13 protein-coding genes are annotated in these 12,658 nt (G+C 65.2%); 1 reads left to right on the forward strand and 12 read right to left on the reverse strand.

Going from position 1 to position 12,658, the window contains the following annotated elements:
- Positions 1-83: 83 nt before the first annotated feature.
- Complete coding sequence (locus ACH413_RS07290; RefSeq protein WP_360049017.1) at positions 84-602, forward strand: hypothetical protein; 519 nt, start codon at positions 84-86, stop codon at positions 600-602.
- Positions 603-878: 276 nt separating this feature from the next.
- Here the strand turns inward: ACH413_RS07290 and ACH413_RS07295 are convergent, their stop codons facing one another.
- The 12 genes from ACH413_RS07295 to ACH413_RS07350 form a co-directional block, all read right to left on the reverse strand.
- Entirely contained in the window at positions 879-1,817 is a 939-nt protein-coding gene (locus tag ACH413_RS07295) for a hypothetical protein (RefSeq protein ID WP_360049018.1), read from the reverse strand.
- Positions 1,818-2,934: 1,117 nt separating this feature from the next.
- Positions 2,935-3,804 carry a magnesium chelatase domain-containing protein gene (locus ACH413_RS07300; RefSeq protein WP_360049019.1) on the reverse strand — a complete coding sequence of 290 codons (870 nt, stop codon included), beginning with the start codon at positions 3,802-3,804 and terminating at the stop codon, positions 2,935-2,937.
- A 97-nt stretch (positions 3,805-3,901) separates the two neighbouring features.
- Entirely contained in the window at positions 3,902-4,384 is a 483-nt protein-coding gene (locus tag ACH413_RS07305) for a hypothetical protein (protein ID WP_360049020.1), read from the reverse strand.
- 214 nt (positions 4,385-4,598) lie between these two features.
- Complete coding sequence (locus tag ACH413_RS07310; protein WP_360049022.1) at positions 4,599-5,054, reverse strand: hypothetical protein; 456 nt, start codon at positions 5,052-5,054, stop codon at positions 4,599-4,601.
- 375 nt (positions 5,055-5,429) lie between these two features.
- Positions 5,430-5,870 (reverse strand): hypothetical protein, encoded by a 441-nt coding sequence (locus ACH413_RS07315; protein ID WP_360049023.1) that lies wholly within the window; start codon positions 5,868-5,870, stop codon positions 5,430-5,432.
- Complete coding sequence (locus ACH413_RS07320) at positions 5,867-6,262, reverse strand: hypothetical protein (RefSeq protein ID WP_360049025.1); 396 nt, start codon at positions 6,260-6,262, stop codon at positions 5,867-5,869. The genes ACH413_RS07315 and ACH413_RS07320 overlap by 4 nt, the downstream gene beginning before the upstream one ends.
- 43 nt (positions 6,263-6,305) lie before the next feature.
- Positions 6,306-6,983, reverse strand: a complete 678-nt coding sequence (locus ACH413_RS07325) for a hypothetical protein (RefSeq protein WP_360049027.1) — start codon at positions 6,981-6,983, stop codon at positions 6,306-6,308.
- Positions 6,984-7,218: 235 nt separating this feature from the next.
- Positions 7,219-7,776 (reverse strand): hypothetical protein, encoded by a 558-nt coding sequence (locus tag ACH413_RS07330; RefSeq protein ID WP_360049029.1) that lies wholly within the window; start codon positions 7,774-7,776, stop codon positions 7,219-7,221.
- Positions 7,777-8,048: 272 nt separating this feature from the next.
- Positions 8,049-8,969, reverse strand: coding sequence for a bifunctional DNA primase/polymerase (locus ACH413_RS07335; protein WP_360049030.1), 921 nt, complete (start codon positions 8,967-8,969; stop codon positions 8,049-8,051).
- A gap of 49 nt (positions 8,970-9,018) precedes the next feature.
- Positions 9,019-11,010 (reverse strand): hypothetical protein, encoded by a 1,992-nt coding sequence (locus ACH413_RS07340; protein WP_360049032.1) that lies wholly within the window; start codon positions 11,008-11,010, stop codon positions 9,019-9,021.
- Positions 11,011-11,276: 266 nt separating this feature from the next.
- Positions 11,277-11,531 (reverse strand): hypothetical protein, encoded by a 255-nt coding sequence (locus ACH413_RS07345; protein ID WP_360049033.1) that lies wholly within the window; start codon positions 11,529-11,531, stop codon positions 11,277-11,279.
- Positions 11,532-12,121: 590 nt separating this feature from the next.
- The gene (locus ACH413_RS07350; RefSeq protein WP_360049035.1) at positions 12,122-12,592 is read right to left on the reverse strand and encodes a gamma-glutamylcyclotransferase family protein; all 471 of its coding nucleotides are present in this window, start codon (positions 12,590-12,592) and stop codon (positions 12,122-12,124) included.
- Between the last annotated feature and the right edge of the window lie 66 nt (positions 12,593-12,658).

Raw genomic sequence — 12,658 nt, forward strand, 5'->3', positions numbered from 1 at the left:
TGGTGGGGCAGATTGGTCGAGCGCTGGAATGTGTGCGTGCATTAGCGTCCACGGAGGGGTCCGTCCACTCGGGAGGGGTTGACGTGAAGACGGCTGCACAGATCAGAGATGAGGTTCGCGCCGAGGAGCGGCAGCGACGGAAGCTGCGCGAGCGGGCGGTGTTGACGATCGCGGCGGCAGCGGCGGCGGCCGTGAAGGAGCTGGAAGACGTCGAACGTCGCAAGCAGGCGTTGCGCGATCAGCTGGAGCGGGACCTTGCGGCTGAGGACGCGAAGCTGGATACGAAGGAGCTGGCTGCCGGGCGGGCGGTGATCGAGGCGTTGAGCGGCGCCGAGCTCAGTGCTATCGGTGCGACGTTCCGAGACGCGGAGCTTCATCGGCACACTGGTATCCAGGTCGCCTCGTTCCGAAGGTGGGCTCGTCGGGCGCGAGACGCCGAGGACCAGGCGCTCGATCACGTTGATGATGCGCGGGCGCCAAACCCGCGAGCATCCAGAGATTCCCTCAAGGTCCGCACTGGTGTTCGGGGTGACCTGAACGTGGTCGGCGCTCTGGGGGCACCAACCACTGTGTCCGAACCGCCCGACGATGGCTTGGGTTAGGCAAGTTCCCGAGCGCGGGTGCCGCGTTGACTCCTGCCCTTGGGTATGCGCGCACGTGGTTGTCGCGCCGGTGTCAGCAGGCTTCGGACCGAGGTCGCGTGAGTTACGCCGCCGCAGGCGGTCCTATTCGCCGAAGGCGGCGGGTGTGCGAGGGCGGCAGCCTTCGCTCGGGGTGTGTCGGGCTCGATGCCCGGCGCACCCCGGCTTCGCGCGCGGCGCCCACCAGGGATGCACGTCCTTGTCGGGCTGTGCATCCCTGGTGTGTGGTTGTGCGGCCTAGGCGGCCATTGCGTAGTGCGTCTCCCGCGCTTCGGACTTCTTCGGTTCGTTGCTCCAACCGAAGTTGTTGTGTACCAGCCGCTTCATGTCCCACTGGTCGGCCGGGCTGTACGCGTCGGCTTCCTTGCGGAGGATGGCCAGTGCGGTCGAGCGCGGGAAAGTCGTGGCGATGAACTTGCACCTGGCGGCGATGATTTCGTCTCGCCACGCGGTGGCGGGCAGGGACGGGAGCCCTGGGCGGTCAAGGCTGCGGCACCGGTCGCAGAGTCCATCGGTGTGGTAGCGGTTGTCCTTTGCGCTGCGTTCCTGCCAGCAGTGGACGCACGCGAGCCCTTGTAGCGCGGGAACGGCCGTCTCGTCGTAGTCGTTCTCGTAGTTGAACGGCCTCTCCTCGATCGGAGGCTGGTCGTCGACACCGGCGCGGCTCCACTGGTAGCGGTGGACAGTCTTGGCGCACTTGATGGCCGTCTGGATCTGCTTCTTGGTCCTGCGCGCGATGCGGGCGGCCGGGTCGACCTTCCGGCGGACAGGGCTGAACTCGACGACGTCCCTGCGGCAGCTCGTGCGCAACTCCGGCGCTTCGGCTCGGGTGGTGGGAATGTGCACGTCGGCGCGCAGGACCTCGGGCTCAGCCGGAGTTGCTTCGTCGACGGGCGGGGTGATCGGGTCGACGTACAGGACGACGCACGTTTCGATGAGTTCGCGGTGCTCCGGGGTGCTGCGCTTCCATGCGTCCCGCATCCGGGCGTTGACGGTCTTGGTGTTGTTCTCGCGAACCCAGGCGATGTGAGCGAGTACCTCAAGGGTTTCGGGGTCTGCGGTGTCAAGAATCTGTGCGGCCAGCTCGCGTGCCTCGGCCATTCCGCCAAGGTCAAGGAGCAGGTCAATGTCTTCCAGCATTTCCGAAACAGACGTTTCATTCGTCATGAGACTCAACCTTTGGTGGTGTTTTCCGGCCGCCGGGGGTCGCGGTCCTCGGCGTGTTCTTGCACTTCGATCCTATTAAGAATAGGGCTGCAATGCAAGTCTTTCCCGACCAAAAAGGGTAATTCTTTGGACTCTTTTTCTTTCTCGGTGCCACAAAGTCCGGGCACGCAGAGGAAGTGATGAGAGGGGCGGCGCGCCATGAAAGGGCAGGCCAGGGGCCTGCCCTTGTCTTCCTGACCGCGGGTCGGTGGCGGTCTGTCAATTCGCCATCTTTGGCCGGTGATTTTTTGGCGCCCGAATTGCGTGGCGGTAGGGGCCCCGCGCCATTCGGGCGCCAAAAAATCATTGGACAGGCGAATTGACAGGCCGTCACCGACCCATACAATGCGCCGCCCCTCTCATCACTTCCGTAGGTGAGCCGAATTTCGGAATCAGCCACAGTTTTCGGAACTGCTGATTATGTCCGCGGCTCAGGTTCCAGTCGGGCAGTCGGGGCAGTTCGGCATGTCGCTCGGAAACCCGCAGGTCCCGCACCTCTCGCCGTTCGCTACCTCTATCGCGTTCTGGCGCTGGCGCCTGTGCTCGATGGCGTACCGCTCACGTGCGGTCGCCGGCGCCCACGGGGCTTGGGTTGATCGTTTGGCCTGAAGAAGCCTGCGGATGGTCCTGCTCGCCATTCGGCAACCCCCGACGCGCTGTGTTGCTCCGACACGAACAGGGCTGGTCCAGCTATGAGCTGTGCCAGCTCTCCCGGCCGATGTACTTACTCGTCTGGTCGTCGCGACCAGGCCCGCGACGTGCGGCGCATTCGTAGTCGCGCTCACCGTGACTCCCGCGGTCATGCCTCGCGGGAGCATCACGCGCAACGCCAGGCGCAAGGTCGACGGTGCTCCACACCTCAGATCCACGAACGGTAGGGTGTGAAGGTCTTCAGCAAATCAGGCATGGTGTGCCTCCGGCGCTGAAGCACCGTGCTGGCGGCTGACTGTCGCGGTTCCGTCCTCGGGCGGTGGGCCTCGTGCCTAAGCCGCCAGCACACCCATCTCCTGCGTTCGCAGGGTTCCGTGGCCTTGTACGGCTCCCAGCGCGTGTCAGGCGACTCATCGCTCAGCCAGGAGCTGAGGCCTCACTCCTGATCCGGCACGGAACGTGTCGGCGAGTTCGCCTTGTCCGAAGTGAGATTGTGGAGCGCGTTGTCGTCGCCTCGCAGCCACTCGGCAATCTCTGCCAGGCGATGAGCACCAAGCACTTCGAGGTCATCCAGTTCGACGATGTCCTCAAGGCACGTCGCCGGCACGATGACCCGGCTGATGCCGTGGGCGCGGGCTGCCCGGACTGCGGCGCAGATGTCGCCCGTTGCGCGGAGGCCGCCGTCGAGGCTCACGTCGCCGATCACGGCGGTGTTGGTGATCCGCCGCGTCGAGATTCCTGCAGCAACCGCGATAGCGGCCACGGCGATGGCCGCCGACGTGACAGAGGGAAGCTTCCGGTGTGGGTCGACGCGCACCGTGATGCTGCGATGGATGACGGGGAGGCCAGAATTGGCCGTCGCCGCCCGCAACCGCTCGCGCAGCTCGTTCGTGCTGCCATTGCTTCCAGCCAGAGCCAGTGAGGTGGGACCGTCGGTCGCCGTGGCGCTGAAGGTGAGAACTTCGCCCGGCTGGCGTTCCACGGACACCGAAGCGACGGTCGCGGCGAGGCCAACTGCCAGATGGCCATCTGTTCCGTACTTGTGGTCGACGTCCTGGCAGCAGTGCCGGCAGGCGACGTTGGTCTCGGAATAAGAAACGCCCTTTCCCGTGGCGTGGCAGCAGGGTGTCAGCGGAACAAGGCGTTCGGTGCCGTCGGCACGCTTGATGTCCTCGTCGCACACGAGAACGTCGCCGTCAGCGTCAACTCCTCGGACCCGGCCGGCGATCACGGGAGCGACGTGCAGCAGGCGGCCGTTGGCGAGCCTTAGTTGGAAGGTGCGGCTGGGAGATGTGCGGTAGCTCATTGGACGTCCAGTCAGCTCCTGGCGACGTCAAACTCTGCGCCAGGAGGCTCGTGTTGATCGTTGCGAGTCGTGTCTCGGTCGGTTCGCAGTCGGTGGTTCACGCCGCGGCCAGCGTCTCGGCGGCAGGCGCGGTGCGCCGCCGCTGCATCTCTTCAAGAGCTCGGGCGACCTGGGGGAACATGTCGCCGGCGCGGACTGGTTCGTAACGAGCTTTCCGCTCCCTGATCGCTGTGACCGGACCGCGCCGCGCGCTGGGCCCGGCGTGGATCGCCTTGAACGTGAACGCTGGGATGGTCTTGCCGATCTCGTGGTCGAACGAGTCGTTGTTGGTCAGGTGGCCGTAGACCATGATCTTCAGGCCGGTGGTCCAGTTGCTCTCCAACACGTTCTTGGCGAGCGTGCCGGAGCAGACGACGTCCAGGAAGGTCGCGGTTCCGTCGTCCCAGCGACCGGTGTCCTTGATGAAGCGGCGGTCGTTGTTGAAACCAAGGATGAACTTGACCTCGAACCGGTCGGGGTGTCCGACGTCTCGGGGCACACCGCACAGGTCGCCGATCTGCAGGAAGAGGTTTTCGGGCATGGAAGATCTCCTTTGTAGTGCTCGATGAGTCGGTTCAGAAGCGCGGCGGCTTGGGGAGTGAGCGCGGCCCTCTGGCGGCTTGATGCGACGAGCTGAGCCGGTAGCGCGGATCGACTTCGCGCGAGTGCCGACAGCGGCTCAGTGGAGACGATGCGATCGGCTCGTGGCGGGGTTTGATCGTGCACCGCGTACAGCTGGCAGCGGGTGGCGCTGGTCATTCCTCCGGCATGCGAAGAGAGATGAAGCGGAGTTCGACATCGCCTCGCGGTCCGGACAGGTCTGAGGTCCGTTCGTGCTGGGCGATGGGGCGACGGTTGTGCCGGCTTGTGCCCCTCGGATCGCTCGCGTAGTCCACGTACATGCGCCGTGCGCCTGGTGAGACTGCGGGCAGAATCAGGTGTCCGAGGCCTACACCGTGTTTGATGATCGGTTCGCGAGTGCGTGGGCTGATGACCGCGACGATGGCCGCGATCGCGCGGAGTCCGACGTTGGCGAAGGCGAGGACCTGTACGCGCTCGCCGAGGTTGATGTCGACGTGGGTATCCCAGACCTCGTTCGTGAAGTCTGTCCACTCGCCAACCGTGAACGAGACTCGGACTATCGCGTCGCGCCGGTAGAACTCGCGGGTCATCTGGTCGACGAGGCCGTAGCCGGGATACTTGCGCTCCAAGGGCCTGTCTGGTTGCTGTCGATGGGAAGTGGACGCTCATCTGTCTTCCTCATCGGTGTGCCGAGAGCAGGTGCGCAGGCATGCCCCGCCGGCCCGGGATCCCTAGTCGAGGTACAGCCGGCCGAGGAGGTCGCCCAGGCGGACCACGCCCGTCAACGGCGGGGCCTGGCACTCAACGGTTGATATGGAGGAGTTCCACCTGTCGGCTCGCGCGATTCGCGCCCACACGACGAGCTGGCCTCCCAGACAAGACACCACCCGAGGGCATGTCGTTTGTGGAGCGGGCTGCTGAGTGTTCGCCAGCACGTCCGTGGCAGTAAGTTCGTCGACTCGGCCGTGATGAAGGCACGTCGAATGGCTCAGGCACGGCGACCCTCAAGAGTCGGCGGTGCTCCGTTGCTGCGGTGGAGTGGCCCAGCTGTCTTCAGGCATCTCGATGTACCGGCTGATGCCCAGCTTGCCGGTGGCTTCGCGTGCTGCCCTGGCAGTGCCGCCGTGTTGTGTGCGGGCACAGTCCCAGCACAAAGGGGTGTCGTCGCCGCTGTCACGCACGTAGCGCGTGGCGAGGTTGGCGCAGTAGTCACATCGGGGTTGAAGCCTTACCCATTTCACCGCGGCCCGCGGCGCGTGCTCAGCCGCGAGAACCAGTTCCACCGCCGAGCGCGGAGAGCTAGCGAGTCCGACAGTGAAGGTGATGGTGCCGCGGTCGTGGCGCAGCCGCACCGCGTAGACGTTGTCGACGGAAGAAGCTGCCGACGTGTGCTCGGCGCCTGTCTGTTCCGAGCCGTTCGGTCCGGGATCGCTGGGCGCAGTCATTGCGCCGACTTCAGATCCGACGACGCGGTGGTGTCGATCGGCAAGAGTGTCTCTCCAGTGTGGATTGTCGTCTGGTTCTTGAGGGTCTCCCAGCCTGAGGTGGCGAAGTCGAGCAACTTCGCAGCGGCGGGTGTGAACTCTTCGAGTTCCACCGTGCCGCGGTCCCAGCTGTGCTCTCCGCATTGCAGGATCGCTGCCATGCGCACCACGGCCATCGGGAGAGACGGGAGTTCTTCGAACCACTCGTTCGCCACTTGGTCGGACCAGCCCAACTCGTACCGGTCGGATGCCTGCTTGGTGATCTCGATGTAGATCGAGTCATCGACGTAGGTCAGGCAGACGTCACCGATCTTGTGACCGGCCTCGTCCGCTGTCCCGCTCTCCACGGGCATGAGGTTCTCCTCGCAGAACGTGATTGAGGTGGGCCAGCCGGATTCAGCTGGGCGGACCGTTGAGCGCCAGCGGAGTGGCGCAGTTCCCGCAAACGCGGGGCTTCGGCGGTATGGACTTCTCCTCGTCCTTCTCCTGCTGGAGGTTCGCAGAGACATTGAGGGGCTTGGGGAAATCGGCTGAGTCGTAGCTGGACTCGTCGCTGAGATCGATGCCGCGCAGCACGGCCTCGTAGTGCCAGGCCGCGTGGTGCAGGCGCCGCAGATCGTCGCCGGCTGGCACCAGGCCAGCTACCGCACGCACGCAGCCAATGCAGAACTCATCAGCGCGATACTGGTACGCCAGGGCATGGGGGACGTCCTCCCATCGCCAGCCCAGGTTGTCGGCGTAGGCGTCGAGGTCGACGTCAGTCGGGTTGCGGATCCGAGTGACGGCGTTCATGTATCGGCCGTGGGCGAACTGTTCCCAGGTGTGGCCGGCCGCCAGGGTGTGCAGGTCGTCGGTCTCGGTTCCGGCGGGCAGCGGCGTGTAGGCGCACGGCCACGCAGACGTAGCGATGCCGATCACCCGCGCAGGTGGGACGTAGAGGATGTCGCCGTCGTGGATCTCTTCGTGTGATTGCACCGCACCGTAAGCTTCGCCGCGGCTGTAGAACACCCACACACGCGGGTTGGGGTTCGAGGGGATGTGCGGGTCGTCAAACGGATGGATGTAGCCGGCCACGAGGTCTCCTATCGCCTTCTGTTGAGGAAAGGAGGTGGGTGTGCCGCGCACCCGCACCCGCCTTGGGGGGCAGGAGGCAGGGGGCTGCGCGGCACACCCGGCAGGTGGCGCCCGGTTATCGCGTCCGTGGCGCCACAAAGCCTTGTCGTGAAATGGTTTCTCGTTGCTGAGTGAGAAGGTCCTCTGCAGCACCGCAGGTGTGGGCGCGACCTGCTCGCAGGCGTTCTGGGAGTCGTCAGCCCGATGAAACGCCGGGCAATGTCCCGTCACAGGTCGCTGAGGTGGTGATGTGTGCGGAGTCGCTCGTCAGGTACGACTCGTCGTTGCCGCGGATGCGAAGCTGCCCGATGCGGTAGCGGAAGGCGGGAGCGGTCAAAATTCCGCTCGCCATCTCGGCACGCAGCAGGTGAGCGTCAGCTTCGACGTGGCGGTTGCTTGCCAGCAGACTCAGCACGTGTGTCGACAGCTGTTCGTCATCTGCAATGTCGATCGTGACGCCTTCCTCGGCGCATCGTCGGAGTACAGCCTCGATGCGTTCCACCGGATTGAGCACGCGATGGACGTGTCCGAAGGGGATCGTGGCGATCGAGCGGCAACTGACGCGCCGCAGCACCACGAAGTCGTCCTGGTAGGTGGAGAGCGAGTAGCGATCTCCCGACGGGTTTTCGGTGATCTCGACGACTCGGTAACGACCCCACGCTTCGAGGACGCTTCCCTCGTAGACGACGTAGTCACCGAAAGCAGGTGACACAGCGCCGAACTCGCCGATGCTGGGGCTTGGCAGGCCGTACATGGTTACCTCCGGCCGGGCCCTCCCGCGAACCACTCGTCGGTCAACGCGGGTCAAGGGCCGATGCGCGAAACGGAAAGGGTGTGCGATCGCGGAGGTCGTGACGCTCCAGCGCCTCTGAACAAGAGGGCGCGGGTTTGTCTTTACGTACCAGGCGATAGGTAGACCAGCGCGTAGCTAGACGTGCTCACACGCCAGCGAGTCGAGGCCGCCGATACTGGTCGGCCGGCCGAAGTACGCGCCTCAAGCGTCGTGAACTCGGCACCGAGTGGCAGCTAGGCGATGTCGAGGACTTCGCGTGGTTCCCGGACTCCGCGTGCGATCCCGTTCATGATGTGGTGCAGGGACTCTGCGTACGTCCAGCCACTCACGCCTTCGTGGCCCGAAGCGGCAATGAGCAGTGCGTCAACGGCATCCTGCTCGTCGAGCCACCGAGCTCCGACGATCTGCCCGAGTTTGATCGCGGCGACGAACAGTGTGTGAGCGCGGGTTCCAGGCCTGGCCTCCCGCACTTTCGTGGTTTCTCCGCGTACCGCGGCCGCCGCGTAGGCGGTCGCACGGCGTGCGGGCAAGATCACGCCTCCGGACGTGCGAGCAGGAAGATCGGCTGCTCGAGGCGGCGTGAGTGCTGTGACAATCCAGAGGGGTAGCGGTGCGACGGGCAGAAGAGGTTGAGCGAGGCGATACAGGCGTCGTTTCCCCGCCACTCGGAGGGCCGACCCGGCCGCGATGATGCAGCCGTGCTGGGCGCGCGTGTCGATGTGCCAGCCGAGTGCCCCGACCGTGTTGCGCAGTGCGACATCCTGGGGAGCCTGAAAGTAGCGGTGCTCCCCTCCAGACGGGGTCCACACGCGGTAGGTGTGGACTGGGTCTGGTTCACCGAGGTCGTGAGCGAGCAGCCTCAGCACGTCACGCCCGTGACGAACGCCCCGGCGTGCCCATTGGGCGGGTGGGAGTTCGCCGTGGGCGGCGTCGAGGTCGAGGACGACCAGCTCAGCTGCCCGGCACGAAATGGCGATGTTGTAGGGGGCTCTCGCCCACCAGACTGAGATCTTCTCCTGGCTGGTGGTTGCCACCGAGTCCCAGCCCTCGAACAGAGGGATCTTGCTGTCGACCCCGGCCGGCACAACTGGCCACCCTCGGGCCGCCGCAGCACGCGCTGCCGCGAGTTGCCGGGAGCTCACGATCCGGCTCATTTCTGTCGGGCGGGTAGGGGCCACCCACGCGGCGGCCCCTACCCGAGGACTAGGCGGCTACCGGCTCAGACGAACTCGCCGGGGTGGAGGCCTCGACCTGCTCGGCGGCGTCTGCCGTGCCAGCGGTGCCGTCGAGTGGACGGCCGTCTTCGTCGAGGCCGAGGATGTAGTTCTCGACGGGGCTGAGCCCCATGCCGAGCTCCTTGAGAATGGTCATCAGCAGAACCGTCTCGGGACCGGCGTTCTTCCACGGGCTCTTCTGCTTGGAGATCCTGGCCTCGACCGCGAACGCCCAAAGTCCCAGAGTGAGCATGGCGGCGTGCTCCTCGCTCGCGCCGTCGATCCGCTTCTGAAGTGCGTCCTGACTCAGAGCCGGCTTCACGCCTTCGCCGCTCGCTGCGGCTCCGGCCAGGCACTCCCTCAGCAGCGGGTGAGAGTGCTCGATCGCCCTTTTGAACTCGTAGCCGGCGACGACCGCGAGCTGCGCGGTCCGGCGGTGGATCCGGAAGCCCTTCGGGTACTTCACTTCGCGGAACTTCTCCGCCATCCAGGCCTGGCGCGGCTCGATCGAGAGAGGCCATTCCCCGTTGAACTTGATCGTCAGTCGTCGATCGGCCAGTTCCTCCGGGGTCATCTTGCCGGCCGGTTTGAGAGCCGCCACGCCCTTCGGGGCATCGAGCATGGCGTGGCCAAACCCCCGGAAATCCCGGCACAGGTGCACGGGAACCGCCTTGCGGGTCTCGCCGTGGCCCTCGAAATCGATCAGCACGACGTTTCCGGGGCAGTTCTTGTGCGCCGCAGGAGTGAGGGCGGTGCCGGGCTCGTGAGCGGGGCTGGGACGCAGCACCGTCAGAGCAGCGGAGTCGTTGTCGGCCGCGAGCTCCATCGCCGTCACGATCGGAGTCTTGCTCTTGGCGAATTTCGCCTGCAGCGGCCGAAGCAGATCGACGTCCCGCCTTTGCTGCATGAGCTCGTACGCCTTGTTCCTCAAGCCGTACCGGTTGGTCTGTGCCGTCTGAGTGAGGGCCTCGACAGCCTCGGGATCATGGTCGACCTCGGCTTCGAAACCCGCGATCAGCAGCATGTCGTCGAGGGTCAGGTTCTCGTTGTTCTGGGACGCCTGGACTGCGGCTTTCGACTGCACCGCGGTGTGGAGCTTCTTCGCGTCCTTCAGCGGCATGTGCCGCTGCGTGGCCAGCTCCTGAGGCGTCACGTCGAGAAGGACGAGCTGATGAAGCGCGGCCATCTTGTCGCCCGTGGTGATGTCAGCGCGGCGCTCGTTGATGCGCAGCTGGCTGAAGATCCTGGCCTTGACGGCATCGCGCTCATCATCATCGTCGTTGCTCGGCCGCACGAGCACGAGCAACTTGTCCAAGCCGGCCTTGAGCGCGGCGAGGGTGCGCATCTTGCCGTCGTGAACGGCCAGGCGGCCGTGGTGGTCACGGCGTGCTTCGATGACGATGTCGACGCCGAACTGTTCGACGCTGCTGGAGAAGACCTCGTCCTCGATGACGGTCTGCCTGGTGTTCTCCGTGACGTCCTTGCCGAGGTACAGCGCACGCGGGTGGGCGAAGAGCAGCTCGTAGCCGTCCCGCTCCATGATCACCTGGATGGAGTCTTCAGGAACGTCGGGCGTGGTCTCGGCCGCGGCCGCGGGGGTGCCCTCGTCGGCAGGCTGGTCGAGACGATCGTCGGTCTTGGTGCTCACGTGGTTTTCTCCTTGGAATAGAGGGGGAACGCTGATCGTGTGAAGGCGCGCCGAGTGTGTGGTCGCACGAAAATGCGGACTCGGCTCGACCGAATCCGCTGCGCACGAAAGAGATACGAGAACTGGCGTGTGTCCTTCAGTCCACGGCGAGCGGACTGATGTGCAGAAGCGCGGCGGCGATCCGCAGGAACCCCTATGCCCGTATCGACCTGAAGCCGACCGGGCGGCGCCGTCCACATCGCTGTCGTAGAACGCGAGCCCGGCCAGCTCATCACTGAATGCTGGGGGGCTTTCGCCCGCAGCAAAGGGAGATCGGAAGCAGGCAGGAGCCACGACAACGTGGCGCGGTCATCTGCCTTCGTCCCACTGACGTAGGGCAGACCGGAGTCGAGGTCTGTTGGCTGAGCCACGCCGAACCCCGCACTGGAAGTCACTCCACCGCTGACGAAGCGGAACAGGTGAGCGGAATCGGCTCATGCTCAAGGCGTGCCGGACATGTCGTCGACTTGCTCACGAGTTGGTAAACGTTCAACTCACCGCGGCGAACACTCGCTTTCGTGTCTCCGCGTTGCCCGACGAGTTGATAGCCACGCCACGAGCTATAGGCGGTCGACCGCAGTAGCCGCCTGCCGGCTGGTGACGACTCGCGCCCACTCCGCTGTGAGGCGGGCGTACTCGGCGTCGCAGCTACATCCGTGATCCACGCTCACGCAGTGCGCGTAGAAGCCGTGGCTTTGACTGGTCTCCCTGGTGATTCCAAGGGCATCGATGCCGTTGTAGTGGCTGCCGAAGATCTGTCCGAGCAGGTCGTCCGTCGTGCTCTGCAGGTCAAGCTCGGTGACGTCGACGCGCATAGCCCATCCCGGCTGCGCACAGTCGAGCCGGGCGGCTCCGCGCGCCACCCTCACGGGGATGCTGTCAGCTCCTCCGCTGGTCATCTCTACCGTCCTTCGAGTCTGCCTCTCACGAAGCCTTCCGGCTCCGTAGGCGGATGAACGTGGTTTCGCGTGGCGCGATGGCGAGGCCACACCGTGGAGTGGATGGGCGCCAATCCCGCTCGAGGATCGCAAGTTGGTAGTCCTCCCCCGTGCCTGCACCAGACCAGCCGTACCGCCACTGTCAACACGTGATGACGGTGCGTTCTTCGATGGCAGCAAGCTCGGTGGCGATGGTGCCGGGGCCTCTGCTGCACGACACCGGCTCGTCGTCGCGGAAGGTCAAGGCCTGGAACAAGATCTGTGCGAACTGCAGAATGCGGCCGAGTCCCCGCCGATGACACCGACCGCGGCGCTTGACAGACCACCCGCGGAGCTGTGAGCCGGACTGCGTCACCAGCAATCCGCATTCTTCCGACCTGACCGTCCTCACAGGACGGAGATCTGCACCTCAATGAGTTCGAGGAGTGGACGAGACAGCGCAAGCCACGCCTGATCCGACGCGTCGCTCAGCCGATGACGTCGGTACTTCTCGCGGACACGTTGGGGATCTCCTCCTGGTGCAACACCCAGTCACCGCCCGGAACCTCGTTTTCCGGGGTGAGTTCGCGCGCGACCGTATCGCCGGCCTCGTACAGCCAGGCGGAAACCGGGCCGGCGTTCGAGTGGACCGTGGCAAGCACTCGCACGTAGATGCACGTCGGGTCGGCAGGGTCGTAGCCTTCGAGCTCGTCGAGCTGGCGGAGAATGTCTTCGTACTGGTCCTGCCAGACGCTCATGAGTTCACCGACGACACCGTTGGAGTCGCCAGTCCTTCCGACAACAAGGGGAAGCCCGCCGGCGTCGTAAAGGCAGTACCCGTCCAAGCGACCCCGTTCCTCCGCAGCGGTGCGGCCCTCAAGGTGCTTCTGGTAATTGAACAACCCGCGCCTGAGGGTCCCGTAGACGAAGAACGGAGGCTGGATCAGCTCGGTCGGCACGTGGTACCTACTTTCCCTGTGGGCAGGCTGGGAGGACGAGGAGTAGTCATCAGCGCGGGAACCGTG

This window comes from Lentzea sp. NPDC020367, assembly GCF_044387305.1.
Taxonomy (GTDB): Bacteria; Actinomycetota; Actinomycetes; order Mycobacteriales; family Pseudonocardiaceae; genus Lentzea.